This window comes from Simplicispira sp. 125 (genome assembly GCF_003096555.1).
GTDB lineage: Bacteria > Pseudomonadota > Gammaproteobacteria > Burkholderiales > Burkholderiaceae_C > Simplicispira.
The window spans coordinates 2653715-2669975 of record NZ_QEKM01000001.1; the positions used below are offsets into that span (position 1 = coordinate 2653715).

General features: G+C 61.8%; 14 protein-coding genes. 6 read left to right on the forward strand and 8 right to left on the reverse strand.

What is annotated here, in order from left to right:
* Positions 1-57: 57 nt before the first annotated feature.
* The 5 genes from C8D04_RS12405 (at position 58) to C8D04_RS19200 (ending at position 5719) form a co-directional block, all read left to right on the forward strand.
* Complete coding sequence (locus tag C8D04_RS12405; protein WP_116005131.1) at positions 58-741, forward strand: response regulator transcription factor; 684 nt, start codon at positions 58-60, stop codon at positions 739-741.
* Positions 738-2096 (forward strand): ABC transporter substrate-binding protein, encoded by a 1359-nt coding sequence (locus tag C8D04_RS12410; protein ID WP_233521167.1) that lies wholly within the window; start codon positions 738-740, stop codon positions 2094-2096. Before C8D04_RS12405 ends, C8D04_RS12410 begins: the two co-directional genes overlap by 4 nt.
* On the forward strand, positions 2093-4924 hold the full coding sequence (locus tag C8D04_RS12415; RefSeq protein WP_116005133.1) for a response regulator: 2832 nt from the start codon (positions 2093-2095) through the stop codon (positions 4922-4924). Before C8D04_RS12410 ends, C8D04_RS12415 begins: the two co-directional genes overlap by 4 nt.
* Positions 4925-5023: 99 nt before the next feature.
* Positions 5024-5332 (forward strand): hypothetical protein, encoded by a 309-nt coding sequence (locus C8D04_RS12420; RefSeq protein WP_116005134.1) that lies wholly within the window; start codon positions 5024-5026, stop codon positions 5330-5332.
* Positions 5333-5470: 138 nt separating this feature from the next.
* Positions 5471-5719, forward strand: a complete 249-nt coding sequence (locus C8D04_RS19200; RefSeq protein WP_347708423.1) for a hypothetical protein — start codon at positions 5471-5473, stop codon at positions 5717-5719.
* Here C8D04_RS19200 and C8D04_RS12430 read toward each other — a convergent pair.
* On the reverse strand, positions 5622-6416 hold the full coding sequence (locus C8D04_RS12430; RefSeq protein WP_116005136.1) for a Crp/Fnr family transcriptional regulator: 795 nt from the start codon (positions 6414-6416) through the stop codon (positions 5622-5624). The genes C8D04_RS19200 and C8D04_RS12430 overlap by 98 nt on opposite strands.
* A gap of 154 nt (positions 6417-6570) precedes the next feature.
* On the opposite strand from C8D04_RS12430, the gene C8D04_RS12435 reads away from it, so the two are divergent.
* Positions 6571-6882: a hypothetical protein gene (locus C8D04_RS12435; RefSeq protein WP_116005137.1), complete on the forward strand. Its 312-nt coding sequence runs from the start codon at positions 6571-6573 to the stop codon at positions 6880-6882.
* A gap of 110 nt (positions 6883-6992) precedes the next feature.
* On the opposite strand, the gene C8D04_RS12440 is transcribed toward C8D04_RS12435, so the two are convergent.
* The 7 genes from C8D04_RS12440 to C8D04_RS12475 all read right to left on the reverse strand — a co-directional run bounded on the left by C8D04_RS12440 (position 6993) and on the right by C8D04_RS12475 (position 16217).
* The gene (locus tag C8D04_RS12440) at positions 6993-7364 is read right to left on the reverse strand and encodes a hypothetical protein (protein WP_116005138.1); all 372 of its coding nucleotides are present in this window, start codon (positions 7362-7364) and stop codon (positions 6993-6995) included.
* A 305-nt stretch (positions 7365-7669) separates the two neighbouring features.
* The gene (gene htpG / locus C8D04_RS12445; RefSeq protein ID WP_116005139.1) at positions 7670-9643 is read right to left on the reverse strand and encodes a molecular chaperone HtpG; all 1974 of its coding nucleotides are present in this window, start codon (positions 9641-9643) and stop codon (positions 7670-7672) included.
* 206 nt (positions 9644-9849) lie between these two features.
* The gene (locus C8D04_RS12450) at positions 9850-10785 is read right to left on the reverse strand and encodes an exopolyphosphatase (RefSeq protein WP_116005140.1); all 936 of its coding nucleotides are present in this window, start codon (positions 10783-10785) and stop codon (positions 9850-9852) included.
* Between the two features lie 57 nt (positions 10786-10842).
* A complete protein-coding gene (locus tag C8D04_RS12455; RefSeq protein ID WP_199563002.1) occupies positions 10843-12102 on the reverse strand; it encodes an alpha/beta hydrolase in 1260 nt (419 codons plus the stop codon).
* A 39-nt stretch (positions 12103-12141) separates the two neighbouring features.
* A complete protein-coding gene (locus tag C8D04_RS12460) occupies positions 12142-13176 on the reverse strand; it encodes a pseudouridine synthase (protein ID WP_233521168.1) in 1035 nt (344 codons plus the stop codon).
* A 69-nt stretch (positions 13177-13245) separates the two neighbouring features.
* Positions 13246-15579, reverse strand: coding sequence for an EAL domain-containing protein (locus C8D04_RS12470; RefSeq protein ID WP_116005143.1), 2334 nt, complete (start codon positions 15577-15579; stop codon positions 13246-13248).
* On the reverse strand, positions 15576-16217 hold the full coding sequence (locus C8D04_RS12475) for a methylamine utilization protein (protein WP_116006173.1): 642 nt from the start codon (positions 16215-16217) through the stop codon (positions 15576-15578). The genes C8D04_RS12470 and C8D04_RS12475 overlap by 4 nt, the downstream gene beginning before the upstream one ends.
* Positions 16218-16261 lie beyond the last annotated feature (44 nt).

Genomic DNA, 16261 nt, shown 5'->3' on the forward strand with positions numbered 1-16261 from the left:
AACTTTTGATTGTGTGCTTAGACCGTTGCTAACCCATTCCCTTACCTTTCCTTTCTCATGCGCATTGCGATAGTCGACGACGACTTCCTCGTTCGGGACTTAATGAAGGCCCTCACGGACGGAATGGGGCACTTGTGTCATCCGTTTGAAACCGGTGAACAATTGCTCCAAGCGCTCCGGCGTGAAACCTATGATCTGCTGGTGGTGGATTGGCACCTCCCAGACCTGGACGGACCGGAAGTCGTGCGCGCTGCACGACTGCTCACCGGCCCAGCGATGCCCATCCTGTTCGTCACCAGGCGCAATGATGAGCAAGACATCGTGGAAGCACTGGCCAGTGGCGCGGACGACTTCATGAGCAAGCCGATCCGTGTCGGCGAATTTTCCGCCCGTATCAAAGCACTGCTGCGGCGCGCCTACCCAGAGTCTTCACAAGCCGGACTGGTGTTCGGCTGCTACGGTTTCAACGAGACCTTGCGCATCGCTTCGCTCAATGACACGCCGATCGAATTGACCGATCGCGAATATGCACTGGCACTGGTACTGTTTCAGAACTGCGGGCGTCTGCTTTCGCGCGACCATTTGCGCGAGCTCGTCTGGGGCCAGATTCACGATGTGCCTTCACGCACCATCGATACGCATGTCTCGCGCCTGCGCAGCAAACTGAAAATGGGCGATGAGACGGGTTACCAACTAATGGCCGTCTACGGCGTGGGTTACCGGCTCGAAAAAAACGAATGAAATCCCCTGTCGAGCAGACCTTGCCTTGCCTGCGTGTACCAGGGCAAGCAGGCGTTACCGTTGCAATCCAGATTTCCCTGGCACGCTTTTTCGGGATGTCCTTGCTGCTCCTCTGGGGAAGTGCTGTATCAGCTCAACCTGCCCGACCCCAGGTCGACTTGTTTCACTGGTGGGTGTCCGGCGGCGAGCGCGCCAGCCTGGATGTCATCCGCGACACCGCGCAATCCAAGGGACTCGGATGGACGGAGTCATCAACCGCTGGCAGCGGCACCGACAGGTACACCAAGGTGCTCGATCAGCGCGTTCGCTCAGGGAAAACACCCACTGCCGCGCAAATGATTGGCCATGACATCCACGCATGGGCTGCCCGCGGCCTGCTGGCCAATCTGAACGACATCGCTCGCCGGGAAGAATGGGATGCTGTGGTGCCGATGGAAATCCAGCACCTCTCCAAGTACGGCGGGCACTGGGTGGCTGCGCCCTTTAATACCCATTCCACCAACTGGCTGTGGGTGAACCAGCCATTGGCCACAAGTTTGGGCGTCACCACGCCCCCGGACACCTTCTCCGACCTGGTGGTGCTCCTTGAAAAAGCACGTCGTGCGGGCGTCGTGCCGCTTGCGATTGGCCGCGAGCAGTGGGAGCACACGCTGCTTTTTGAGCTGGTGGCCGCGGGCGCTCTGGGTGCATCCACATACCGAAAAGCATTTGTGGAACTGATCCCCGAAACCCTGACACAGGAGCAAGCCACCTTGGTCTTCGCGCGGATTCGCACGCTTTCGCGCTATGTCGACCCTGGCTCTCAACGCAGAAGCTGGGACGAAGCCAGCGAAATGGTGCGCACCGGCAAGGCTCTGATGCAAGCACAGGGCACATGGGTGAATGGGGAATTCACAGCGCGCGGAATGGTGCCTGGACGCGAATATGCTTGCTGGCGCTTTCCAGACACGCAAGGCATGTTCCTTTTCAACGCCGATCAATACATTTTTTTCCGTGAACCCACCGCTGGAAAAAATGGCGTGGAAGCGCTGGCCTCCTTGTTGATGTCGCCTGACTTGCAAGAACAGGTCAATGTGCGCTCCGGTGCGGCACCCGCCCGTGTCGACGTGTCGCCAGAGCCATTCAATGCCTGTGGCAAGCGTGCCATAGCAGGCTTGCGCGCTTCGAATATGCGACGCACAGTACTAGGCTCAATCGCCATGGGCAATGCCAACCCTGCAGCCGTCAAAACTGCGATTTACCAGGTGGTGACAAAGCACCTGCGCGGCGCACTGAGTGATGAGTCTGCAGCTGTCGCACTGCGCAAGGCGCTTTATGAAACGCCAGCGGCCAGCGCGAAAAGGGGGATTCCATGAAACGCCGCCTTCGATTTTCCGACCTCCACTTCGCCAGCAAAATCCTTGTACTGATGGGCCTCATGGGACTCATCGCAGTGCTCGCTACCGCCTATGCGCTGTACAACATGCAGGCCGTGAACCAGCGCTATCGGAGTCTGATAGCGCACGAAGCGCAAGGTGCTTTGACCATCGCTGAAGCGGCGCGGCATCTGGACAGTGCGAGCCGCCTTGCCTACAAGGTACTCACCGAACCAGACGAACTCCGCATGCTGGCCTCGCTGAGGCAATTGCATGCCACCCAGAGTCAATACGATGCACAGCTGCTCCTTCTGGAAGAGGTGCTACCTACCAAAATTGAAGACATCCGTAGCATTGCAGCGCAATCGCAACGACTTTTCGAGTCCGCAGCAGAGGTCATCTCGGCCGCTGCCCGCTGGCGCGGCGACCGGGCGCTGCAGATCATCCACCGTGAATTCGAACCCGCACTAGGCACCATACGCGCCAATATGGACGACTTACGGGAAGGCGCCATCTCTGATTTCGAGACGGCCGCTGCTCAATCCAGCGAACAGACCGCGCGCACTATCGTGGTTACCGCGCTTGCGATTTTGGGCTCTCTTGTGCTGGTCATCCCCTTGGCCTTGCATATGGCGATCACACAGATGTCGCGGCCCATTTCAAAGCTAACGCACACGATGGAGAGAATGAGCCAGCGCCACTACGACGACACCATCGCCTTTCACGACCGAGACGACGAGGTAGGCCAGATGGCCAAGGCGCTGCAAGTTTTCCAGCGCTCAATGCAACGAGAGGACCGACTGACTATCGAGGTCGCTGCCAGCGCACAAGCGCGGCGGCTCTCGGAGCAACTGGTCGATTTAATCAGTGCGATACCGGGGGCGGTGTTTCAGATGCAAATGGCCCCGGATGGTTTGCGTCGAATTCTTTTTGCCAGCGAAAAGGCCGCGCAGCTGCACGGTAGAACCACCGCTGAGTTAACGCAGACAGAGGAACCTGCGGGGCATGAATTCTTGTACGCCAGTGGCCCCGAAGTGCGCAAAGCCCATGCAGCTTTTGTACACAGCGTGAACACGCTCGTACCGCTCAATTTCGACACACAAACCACGCACGACGGCAAGACACGGTGGCTCCAGACGCTTGCCACGGCGCGCCGTACGCCCAATGGCGGAGCACTCTTCAACGGCGTCTGGCTGGACGTGACCGAACAAAAAGAGCATGGGCAAGCGCTGACGCGCGCCAAAAACATTGCAGAGAAAGCCGCAGAAGACAAAGCGCGCTTTCTAGCGACGATGAGCCACGAAATCCGAACCCCTCTCAATGCCATGCTGGGCATGACCCAGCTTGCGCTTCGCTATGAGTCCGAAGAGCCGCAGCGCGAGCGCATCAAGAAAACCTTGCGCGCAGGTCGGCATCTGCTGAGCATCGTCAACGACGTGCTCGATATCTCGAAGATCGAGGCTGGCAAGATGGCTCTGGAAGCGGAAGCTTTCGCACCGCGTGAATGGCTGACCGATCTCGAGGAATTGTTCTGCCCCGAGGCGCAGGCGAAAGGCCTGAACCTGCAAGTGCACCTTGCACCAACGACGCCTGAACGTGTGCGTGGCGACCCGCAGCGTATGAGCCAGATAGCGATAAATTACTTGAACAACGCTATCAAGTTCACCCAGACCGGTGACATCACCCTTCTGCTGGACACGGTGGAAAATAGTGCCTCAGGTGTCTTCCTGCGCTGCCAGGTCACTGACACCGGCATGGGTATTGACGAGCGCGATCAAGCGTCGTTGTTCACTGCGTTCGAACAGGGCGACTCGTCGATCACGCGCCGCTTCGGGGGCTCCGGATTGGGCCTGTTCATTTCCCGACAGCTCGCTGAGCTGATGGGCGGCGCGGCAGGCGTGAGCAGCACCGTCGGCACTGGCAGCACTTTCTGGTTCACGGCGCGCGTTGATGTAATGCCAGCGCACACGCCCGCACCAGCAAATGCAGGCACTGAAGTGGTCGACCGGCCGATGCACAGCCCCTACCGCAGCACGCAATTCGCGCGAGGCGCCCGCGTACTTCTAGTGGACGACAACGAGCTCAATCGGGCCGTTGCCCATGGCATGCTAGAAGTGGGCGGCATTTTGGTCGATGAAGCCTGCGATGGTACGCAGGCAATCGCCATGCTGGAGGCCGCATCGGAGGACACGTATGCCCTGGTGTTGATGGACATGCAAATGCCCATCATGGATGGCTTGACGGCAACCACCGCGCTGCGTCAGAACCCGCGCTTTGCGCAACTGCCCATCATTGCATTAACCGCCAATGTCAGCGACGACGACATTGCACGTACCCGCGCTGCAGGAATGCAAGACCATCTGTCTAAACCTTTGCTTGAGGAAACCTTGTGGTGCTGCATGCGGCGCTGGGTACAGCTCCCGAAATCGCCTGCTCCAGCCCCGCTCGTTCGCGTTGATGTCGACAGGCTCGTTGAATTGCACGAAACTTTGGGCCCGGTTCGTACGAACACACTCATGGTAGATTTCTTGCAGGATTGCGAACGGCGTCTTGCACGCATCGAAGCGCTGACCACGCACGCGCATTCCCTCGAATGGGGGTCTCTCGCCCAAGACGCCCATGACCTGAGTGGCAGCGCAGGCAGCTTCGGCCTGACTCAATTGGGGGATCTCGCACACCAACTGAGCACACTTGCCGAGCAACGCGATGAAGCGGGTGCGCGGATCGCCATCACAGCGTTCTTGAAGCACGCACGTATGGACTTGGCCGCCCTAAAAGTCCACAATGAAAAGCAAGTTTTCAGTCATCGGCCCGCAGTGAACACCTGATTCTGTTTCCAAATCATTTGTGTCCAGGCGCGAGGCCGCAGACAGTGCTGTAGCACGGCACAGCGAAGCAACCACGACACCGAAACAGGACGATGCCCCATGAAAGACAAGCTGCGCACGTTGTTTTCCATCCGCACCAAGCGACAGGCGCCGCCCGTTGGCCCTTTGCCGCCGGTGGGGTCGTCCATCATGTGCCGCGGCCTCAAAATGCAAATCACCCACCCAATGCCGCGCGAACTGTGGGATTGGATGGTGTTGTCGGGCTGGCGCAACGTGCCTGTGGCCAACGATCGACGCCAGAGCATAGAGCTGCCAGCACGCACGATGAAGGAGCTGCTCGACGCAGCACCAAGCGAGCGCGAAGCGCTGCACGCTCGCATACTGCGCACCACCACACCGGCATCCTGAAACGCAGCTCTCCAATGCCCAGCAATACATAGCTATATTTTTAATAGCTACCAACGCTTGCACAATAAGCGAAAGCAGCCATCTAAAAATACCTCGCTGCTGCGCCTGCACGGAGACTGCCACCCAGGCAACAACCCAGTGGACGCCGCTCAATGCATGGGGCGCGGCGGCCCGCAGGGTGTAGATCTGGATAACGCCCGCATCGGCCCGGCCGTGCAGAACCTGTCGGTGCTGCTGTCGGGCGGCCAGCGCTGGGGCATGCCGATGCGCGCGCACCCCCTCACGCCGCCTATGCGGTTTCCAGCGTCGCCGTGGGGATGGCGTCGGCATTTTTTATCACCTGGCGCTGCGGCATGTAGTTCAGCAGCAGTTCGGTTTCTTTCTTGACCACGCTGTAGCACTCGCAGCTCAGCTTTTCCAGTTTCGGCCGGTCCAGCACCTTGATCAATCCGCGCGAATAAGAGATCACGCCGAGCTGCTGCAGTTTCAGCGCGGCCTGGGTGACGCCTTCGCGGCGCACGCCGAGCATGTTGCCGATGAACTCCTGTGTCATTGTCAGGTGGTTGTGGGACAGGCGATCCATCGACAGCAGGAGCCACCGGCAGAGCTGCTGGTCGATCGAATGGTGCCGGTTGCACACGGCGGTCTGCGAGATTTGCGTGATCAGCGCCTGCGTGTATCGCAGCATCAGCATGAGCAGCTGGCCATGGCGGTTGAACTCTTCCTTCACCCGCGTCCTGGGAAGTCGGTAGGCGTACCCGGCGCTCTGCACCACCGAGCGGCTCGGTGTGCTCTCGCCGCCCAGAAACAGGGTGATGCCGAGCAGGCCCTCGTTGCCCACCACCGAGATTGCGGTGGACGCCCCGTTCTCCATCAGATACTGCATGGAGACGATCGAATCGGTGGGAAAGTAGACATGGCGCATCGCGCGCCGCGATTCATACAAAACCGCGCGCAACGGCAGCGGAACCAGTTCCAGGTGCGGAAACAGACGGCCTTGAACGTCCGGCGACAAGGCCGCCAGAAGATGATTGTGCTGCGGCTCTGGTTTGGCGGGCACCGAGGCGCTTTTGGAACGGACCATGGGGAAGGGTTTTGACATTCGATGGAGGGGGACAACCCATGGCCCACGGCGGTAGTATCGCCCAGTACATCGGATTGGTATGTGAATACCACTGTTTAACATAACTGACCGTGGGGCGCTTTTTCACCGGCGCTGCAACGGTCGGCATCCGCCCATGAAAGATCTTCTGCGCACCGTCTTTTCCATCCGCCAGCAACGCCGCGCGCCGTCGGCCGGTCCTGTGCCGCCCGTGGGCGCGTTCATCATCCGCAAAGATGTGAAGATGGCGGTCAACCAGCCGATTCCGCGCGATCTGTGGAACTGGATGGTGCTTTCAGGCTGGCGCACCATTCCGGTCAAGAAAGACCGGCGCAAGTCCCTGGAGTTGCCCGCAGGCGCCCTGCTGGAACTCATCAGCGCCCACCCGACCGAGCGCGACATGGTGCATGCCCGCATCCTGCCCCAGGCCCGCGAACAGCGCGCCTGAACATCCGCTGGCACGCTGACGAGGCCGCTGAACACCGATGGAAAACCTGGCTTGCGGACGGGCTTGGGCTGCCGCGCAAAGTCGACCCATTTCGCCGATTCCCCGGCTGCCTATGCCTTGAGCGGCACCTTTGCAGTTGAGCGAAGCCAGTAGAGGAAGTAGATGGCAAAGCCCAGATCTCCGACGGAGACGCCGAAGGCTTTGAGCGGAATATCCCCACGAAGCAGGCACAGCAATGCAATGAGGAACGCGCCCGTCTTTCCGATGGCGGCCAGCGCGATAAGGGACCGAGAAATCGTGGGAGACAGCGCCAGCCAGGCGTACGTTGCGCAGAAGAGCACAACGAAGTACGTCAGCATCCAGCGATAGAAATCGGACCCGATCGGTGGAAGCGCTGCCATGGCGCCCAGCGTCGATGGGAACATGAGCATGAGTGCGATGGCGGCGTTGTAGACGACACCCATCCAGAGAACAAGGCGCATAGGGTTCGGGCTGGCCCGTCAGGCAAGACCGTGTGTGACGCAATGTACGCATCATCGCCCAACCCCGGTCGGGAGCGCGCTGGTATCCACACCCGGCATCCCCCCACGCGCAGCAAACGAAGACATCGCCAAGCCGCTCATGGATGCCGGTCCAGGCAGGGATCAACGGGTCGCCCCGGATGCAGCGGCGTCACCGCCGCAACAAAAATCCCGGCAAAGCCAAGGCTCTACCGGGATTTTTTTGCTATCTATTCAATAGCGCTTAGCGCTTGCCTGACAATCGCTTCAAGCTATTTTCGCCACCATCACACCAGCAGCGCATTCACCCGCTTGACGTAAGCCGCCGGGTCTTCCGGCAAGCCACCTTCGGCCAGCAGGGCCTGGTCGAACAGGATGTGGGCCAGGTCGTGGAAGTGCACGCTGCCATCGAGCTTCTTCACCAGCGGGTGCTCGGCGTTCACCTCCAGCACCGGTTTGGTTTCGGGGGCCTTCTGGCCGGCCTGCTTGAGCATGCGGGCGAGCTGCGTGCTCATGCCGTCGTCCTGCACCACCAGGCAGGCGGGCGAGTCGACGAGGCGGGTGGTCACGCGCACGTCTTCGGCCTTGTCTTTCAGGGCTTCCTTGAGCTTGGCGAGCATGGGCTTGAACTGCTCGGCGGCTTCCTCGGCTGCCTTCTTCTCGGCTTCGTCCTGCAGCTTGCCGAGGTCGACCGCGCCCTTGGCCACGCTTTGCAGCGGCGTGCCGTCAAAGTCGTGCAGGTAGTTCAGCGCCCACTCGTCCACGCGGTCGGTCATCAGGAGCACTTCGATGCCCTTCTTCTTGAAGACTTCGAGCTGCGGGCTGTTCTTGGCGGCAGCCAGGCTGTCGGCGGTGATGTAGTAGATGGCCTCCTGGCCTTCCTTCATGCGCGCCTTGTAGTCGGCAAAGCCCACGCTCACGCTGTCGCTGGTGGTGCTGGCAAAGCGCAGCAGCTTGGCCAGGCGCTCGCGGTTGCCGAAGTCTTCACCCAGGCCTTCCTTGAGCACGGCGCCGAACTCGGCGTAGAACGCGGTGTACTTGCCTTCCTTGGCCTTGTCGTCGGCGTCCACCACGTCGGTGACGGCATCGTCACCCGTTGCGGCTTCGTGCTTGTCGTGCTTGGCCAGGTCTTCCAGCATGGAGAGCACGCGCTTGGTGCTGCCTTCGCGGATGGCGCGCACGTCGCGGCTTTCCTGCAGCAGCTCGCGGCTGACGTTGAGCGGCAGGTCGCTCGAATCGATCACGCCCTTGACGAAGCGCAGGTAGCTGGGCATCAGCGCCTCGGCGTCGTCCATGATGAAGACGCGCTTGACGTAGAGCTTGATACCGGCCTTCTTGTCGCGGTTCCACAGGTCGAATGGCGCCTTGGCCGGGATGTAGAGCAGTTGCGTGTATTCGGTGTTGCCCTCGACGCGGTTGTGCGCCCAGGTCAGCGGGTTCTCGAAGTCGTGCGAGATGGCCTTGTAGAAGTCCTGGTACTGCTCGTCCGTGATGTCCTTCTTGGGCCGCGTCCACAACGCGCTGGCCTTGTTGACGGCCTCCCACTCGCCGGTCTTGACCATGGCGCCGGGCTGGCGGCCGCCGTTTTCGTCACCGGGGATGAGGAGCTCACCGTCTTTCCACTCTTCCTTTTCCATCAGGATGGGCAGGCTGATGTGGTCGGAATACTTGGCGATGACGCTCTTGAGCTTCCAGGCGTTGAGGTATTCCTCGGCGTCGTCCCGCAAATGCAGGATGACGCTGGTGCCGCGTGCGGGCCGGTCCATTGACTCGACCTCGAAATCGCCGCTGCCGCCGCTGACCCAGCGCACGCCTTCATTGGCAGGCAAACCGGCACGGCGTGACTCCACGGTGATCTTGTCGGCGACGATGAAGCCCGAATAGAAACCCACGCCGAACTGGCCGATGAGCTGCGCGTCTGCTTTTTGGTCGCCGGTGAGCTTGCCCATGAAATCCTTGGTGCCGCTCTTGGCAATAGTGCCCAGGTGGTCAATGGCCTCCTGCGCGCTCATGCCAATGCCGTTGTCCTGGATGGTGAGTGTCTTGGCATCTTTGTCGAAAGACACGCGCACTTCCAGATTGGGCGCGTCTTCGTACAGCGCGGGCTTGTCCAGTGCCTCAAAGCGCAACTTGTCGCAGGCATCGGACGCATTGGAGATCAACTCGCGCACGAAGATTTCGGGGTTCGAATACAACGAATGCGTGACCAGGTGCAGCAGTTGGGCCACTTCGGCCTGGAAGGACAGGGTTTGTTTGCTCATACGGATTTGTTGACGAAACGACGATGAAAAAGAGGACGAAGGCACAGCCCCCCGCAAAGGAGATGTGCCTGCAGGCCTGTATTTATGGGCGGGCAGGCCGGGTTTCAAGCGGTGGCTGTGCGCTGGGCACCACGCAATAGAAAAACAAATTTGATAGCTGCTTGCGCTTGCTGGATAAGCGTTAGCGCCCAATTTTCCTACTATTCTTAACCATCCATGTTGATGCGCCGGACCAGCATTTGCAGCATGCCATCGGCCCTGTCGTTGGCCAACTGGCAGGTGCCTGCCGCAGCATGGCCCCCGCCGCCAAACTCGAGCATCAGGTTACCGACGTGCGTCTTGCTGCTGCGGTCCAGAATGGATTTGCCTACGGCCAGTACCGTATTTTGCTTTTGCAGGCCCCACATCACGTGGATAGAGATGTTGGCCGTGGGGAACAGCGCGTAGATCATGAAGCGGTTGGTCGCCCAAATGGTCTCCTCGGGCCGCAAGTCCAGCACCACCAGGTTGCCAATCTGCGTGGCGCATTGCAGGATTTGCTCCTTGGCCCGGGCCGCATGGTCGCGGTACAGCGCTACGCGCTCCTGCACGTCGGGTAGCTGCAAAATTTGCGCAATCGTGTGGTCGCGGCAGTATTGGATCAGGTCCATCATCAGCGCGTAGTTGCTGATGCGGAACTCCCTAAAACGCCCCAGGCCAGTGCGCGAATCCATCAGGTAGTTCAGCAGCACCCAGCCCTGCGGGTCGAGGATGTCGTCCCGCGAATACTGGGCCGAATCAGCCTGGTCGACAGCCGCCATCATCTCGTCGGTGATGCGCGGAAAAGCCGCCTTGCCGCCGTAGTGGTTGTAGACCACGCGCGCCGCCGACGGCGCATGCGCTTCAATGATGTGGTTCACATCGCGGCGCCCCGCGTTGCGCACCGTCTCGGATTCGTGGTGGTCAAACACCAGGTGCGCGCCCGGCACGTAGGGCAGGTTGGTGGTGATGTCGCGCTCGGTGATGGCGATCTTGCCGTCCTGCATGTCCTTCGGGTGCACGAAGGTGATCTCGTCGATCAGGTCCAGTTCGTTCAACAACACGGCGCACACCAGGCCATCAAAGTCGCTGCGCGTCACCAGACGGTATTTATTGTTACCCACGCTATCTCCTTGTTGCACATTCGACAGACACACATGGTAACGCTGCCGCACGGCGCATCAACTGAACCAGCGCACCAGCTGCTGCGCTACCTGGGCATCCTCTAACAGCGCCATATGGCCTACGCCATACACCACGTGCTGGTGGGTTTTGGGAAACTCCAGCGTGCGCTCGGCCTGATCGTGCTGGCCCAGCGCACTGCGCAATGGCACCAGGCCATCGCCCACCAGCCGCTCTGCCAGCGGGCTGCGCTGGCGCGCCAACGTAGCGGCCACGGTGTAGCACGCAACGCCTGCGGGCAGCGGCAGGTGGTGACGCGCGTCCGGGCTCTTGCGAAAACGGTCGCGCCCCTGCCAATCGGCTTCCTGCACATGGCCGTAGCGCAAATCGGTGATACCAGCGCTGCGCAAATGCCCCAGCCGGGCAAAGGGTCGGCTCCAGGGTGTGCTGCCCAGGATGACGTCGACCCAATTGCCTGCGCGCTCCAGCGGCGCCCCGTGGTGCGGCGTGCCCAGAAAGACCCATTTGCGCAGCTGGCCTGGCCACTGCAGTCCGGCCTGCACTGCCTGCTGGAAGGCACTGCGCGCGACCAGACCGCCCATGCTGTGGACCAGCACGCTCAGCTCTTGCACCGGCACAGGCCAGTCGGCCAACAGGGCTTCGATGCGGCCCGCCAGTTCTTGGCCGTTCATGGAGGTGTGCAGCCCCGTGTTGTAGCGCACATAGACTGGCGTGTAGCCCAGTGCCTGCGCCAGGTGCGCGCCATGGTCATGGCCTGCGCGCAACCACTGCAAATCATTCATGCACAGGCCATGCAACAACAGCAGCACCTTGCCGCTGGCTTGGCCTGAGGCGCGCAGGGCCACGAGATCGATTTCCCGGCCTTGCTGGCGCAGTTCCATCGACAACGCCAGCGGGTTGCCATCCTCGGCCAGTCGGTCGCCCATGACGCCGTTCAGGGCCGCGAGCACGGCTTCGCGCTCGGGTGACGGTGCGGTGCCGACACCTCGACGCTCCAGGAACGGTTCGAGCCGCAGCAGTACCGCCTGCAGGCTGGCATCGACCAGGCGCGTGACACCCCGTATGCCCTGGTACACCAGGCCCGTGAGCCCGCGTGCACGACCCGCCTCCGAGCCGCCGGGCAGGCCCATCGTGCCTAAAACCGACTGGTGCACGCCTTCGGCAATGCCGGTGACACCGGTGGTGGCCTGGGTGGCCAGGCGAGCCACGCCGCGCAGGTCGGCAGGACGCAAGTGCCGCAAAGCCGCCATGGCGGCCCGCGCAGCATTGTCCGGCGAGGGTTTGCTCGTAGAGGCCATGGATGCTCCAGAAAATGAAAGGAATGAATCGAAAGGCGGTCAGAAGCGCTCATGCGCTCCCAGATAACGCCACTGCCCCACGGGCAGGTTTCCCAGCGTGACACGGCCAATGCGGATGCGTTTGAGGCCCACCACCTTGAGCCCTACTTGCTCGCACATGCGCCGGATCTGGCGTTTTTTGCCCTCGGTCAGCACAAAACGCAACTGCTCAGGGTTCTGCCAATCCACCTTGGCAGGCTTGAGCGGCTGGCCGTCCAGACTCAGGCCGTGGCGCAAGCGCTCCAACAGCGCGGGAGGAAACACCGCCTGGACGTTGGTGCGCACCGGGTCACGCTCATCCATTTCCTGCAAGGGCGCAGCACGCTCACCCGATCGCCGGGCATCGGGCCCTTCATACACCACGCGCACCAGATATTCCTTGTCGATCAGAGAGTCTTCCCCGATGAGCTGGCGTGCCACACGCCCATCCTGCGTCAGCACGAGGAGACCCACCGAATCGATGTCGAGCCGACCCGCAGGCGCCAAGCCACGCAGATGCGGCGGCGTAAAACGCAGGCCGCTGGGGTCTTCACGCCAATGCGTACGCGGGTTGATGAGGGCCACTGCCGGTGTGTGCCCGTCTTCGGCCTGTCCCGACACATAGCCCATGGGCTTGTGCAGTACGATGGTGACCTGGCTGGCTTGCTGGCGCTGCGCTGCGCGCTCGACGGTGACCTTGTCCTGCGGCGTGACCTTGACGCCCATTTCCGCCACCTTGCCGTTCACGTAGACCCAGCCATGGGCGATCCAGTCATCGGCCTCGCGGCGCGAGCATAGGCCCAGCTCGGCCAGGCGCTTGTTCAGGCGCGTACCGGCGGATGCTGATGCCGCCACAGGGTGCGCCACCCGCCGCCCACGGGGTAGCGGCGCGGCATCCCTGCGGGGCCCGGGGCTGGCGGCGGGCGGCGGCAGGACTGGACGATCGGGCGGTTGGGCGGGCGGTTGGGCGGGCGCTGCAGGACGGCGCAGGCTCAGGCGCCGGGAGGCGGTGGGCTGCTCAGGAGGGACTGCAGGCGGGCGAGGGCTGGAGGGCATGGTCAGAAAGCGGTGCAATGGGTGCGCAGGACGCCATGGGCAGCCTCGCGCGATAACGGGTCCAGAACTTCAGGCCTGCTGCTCTTGCCAAGCCAGAAAATCCTTCGCCGGCAATGGCCGGCTGATGTGATAGCCCTGCGCTTCATCGCAGTTCAGGGTGCGCAGACGTTCCAGGATGTCCGCATTTTCCACGCCTTCGGCAACCACACTCAGGCCCAGATTGTGCGCCAGGTCAATGGTGGAGCGCACGATCTGCTCGTCGCCTTCGCCTTCCTGCATACCCATCACAAAGGACTTGTCGATCTTCAGCTCTTGCACCGGCAGGCGTCGCAGGTAGGCCAGCGACGAGTAGCCCGTGCCAAAGTCATCAATGGAGAGCTTGAAACCCTGCTGTGACAGGCGGTTGAGCATGGCCTCGGCGCGCAGCGGATCGTCCATGATGGCGCTCTCGGTGATTTCAAGGCACAGGCTTGAAGCCTGTACGCCATGGCGCGACAAGATAGCCGCCAGTCGGGTGCTCAGCTCGGGGTCGAGCAGATCGCGGGTGGACAGGTTGACCGACACACGCAATTGCAGCGCCCGGGAACGCTCATCGGCCAGGAGGCGCACCACAGCGTCAAAAACCCACAACGTGAGTTGGCGCACGAAACCGGTCTGCTCGGCAAAGGGGATGAACTCCATGGGCGGCACCAGACCGCGGTGCGGGTGCTGCCAGCGCACCAAAGCCTCGGCAGCACACCCCTGGGCACTGTGCAGCGCCACCTTGGGCTGCAGGAAAAGGCGCAGCTCGCTTTGGTCAACGGCGCGCCGCAGATCGCCCAACAGCGTCAAAGTCTGTGCACTCGACGAATCGAGCGCCGGGTCATACAGCAGGGCGGCACTCAGTTTGCGCTTGGCCGCGTACATGGCGATTTCTGAGCGGTTGAGCAAGGTGTCGGCATCTGCGGCATCGCCTGGCCAGCAGGCAATGCCGATGCCTGCACTCAAATCCACCGTCTGGTCATCGAACTCCAGCGGTGTCTCGAAGGAACGTGCAATTCCCCGTGCCACCTCCAGCGCCTGGATACCATCGGTATCGTGCAACAGCAGCGCAAATTCATTGCCACCCACGCGCGCCACCATGTCTTCGGGCATGTGGACATGGGGCCGCAGCCGTCCGGCCACGGCCTGCAACAACCGATCGCCAAAGGCGTAACCCAGCACATCATTCACATGCTTGAAGCGGTCCAAATCGAGCAACAGCACGGCCAATGGGCGCGGTTCGTCACCCTGCGCCTTGATGGACTGCATCAAGGCACTGCGAAAACGCTCACGATTGGGCAGGCCCGTCAAGCGGTCCCGGTAGGCCAGGTCGCGCACCTTGGATTGCTGGCGGGCAATATCGAGGCGCATGTGGTCGAAAGAACGGGCCAGATCCCCGATCTCATCGGCACGCTCCATGTGCTCCATGGGCACGCTGTAATCTCCCTCCGAGAGCCGCCCTGTGGCAGTCAGCAGTGAACGCAGCGGCGTCGTCACGCGCCGCGCCATGGCCCCGCTGCCCAGTGCAAAAAGCACAAGACCGCCCACCGTGATGCTGGCCAGCAGAAACTGCAGCTGCCGGTACGGCGCCACCAGCGGATCAACAGAACGCAGCAGCAATGCATGCACCTGCCCCCCCAGGGCGTCCATGCTGCTGGACCGCACCAGCAGGGTTCCGGCATCGGTCTCCAGTTCGTTCACCGCGCCGCCACTGTCACGCAGCGCGGCCAGCGCAGAACCCGTCAGCGTGCTCACAGGCAGCGACACGGCCCCGCCTTCCGGCTGTACCCGCACGGTCACGTCCACAGCCAGCAACTGGCGCATTTCTTCGGCCAAGGGCTGGCCAATCGGGAAACCCATCAACACCCAGCCAATCACCACAGGCGCCTTGAGCGGCACCATGACAAACATGTAGGCCTGCCCACCCAGCACAGCGACCTGGCTCGACTGGGGTTGTGCGGCCAGAGCCTGGATGACTGGCGACAGAGATTCCGGCAGGGGAGGCATCCCTTCGGCCAGACTGGTGGCGCGCAGAGCGAATTGGGTGTCCAACAAGGCGGTGACAACCGCACCAATGCGTGCGCCGTGGTTCTCCAGCGCCGACTGGATGGTGTCCCGGTCGCCCGAATTGACTGCCGAACGGAAACCAAAATCGGCGGCCAGCAGGACCGACCCCTGGCGCAGACGCTCAGCGTTTTGTTCCAGTAGCCGGTGCCACACCCGTTCGTCGGTATCGAGCTCTCGCGCAATCTGGCTCCTTGCGTTGCGGTCGATGCTGGCGCGCACGACGGCGAAACCTGCCGCTTGCACGACCAGCAAGAGCAGCAGCGAAATGCCCACGAGGCGGGCAATGAGACTGCGCGGCAAAGCCCGAAACGTCAAGGCTGCAACCCCACCATCTGCACCGTGACCACGGCTTCGCCCGCAGCCGGCACCGTCAGGGTTTGTTGCAGAGCGGGCGTACCCACCGGCTGGCGTGGGTGCCAGACGCGCAACTGGTAGCTGCCTGTGGGCACGTTATCGAGGCGCACGCGGCCTGCCACAGAGCCACCCAGGCCCGTCTGTGCGTAGTAGGGTGTATCCAGCACAACAATCCAACCCACCATGTTGTCGTGGATATTGCAGCCCAGCAAGACCACTCCCGGCTGATCAAACAGCACCGGCTGGGCATCCTTGCCCTTGTAGAGCTTGAGTTCAAATTTCTTGGTAGGCGAGAAAGAATAGACATGGTGACGCACCGCGTCCATGTTCGGAAACTGCACCTCGGTGCCCACGGTGGTCACCAGCACGGCAGGCACAAATTGCTTTTGTTGCTGTGCCATGACCACGCCATGCATAGGCCTCACCTGGCGGCGCGCCTCGGCGGACTCCAGATAAACCACCGCCTGATCCAGGGGCTTGTCTGCAGCGGCGTCACGAACCTCCACCTGCACACTGCCCGCCCAGGCCGACGCCAGGGGCAACAGCGCCAACCCGACCGCCCGCAACCAGGAACCTACCGGCAATAGCAGTGATTTCATCGCGGCGGGCTCCTTTGTCCCTTGTTTATAGCGCATGCCAAAGT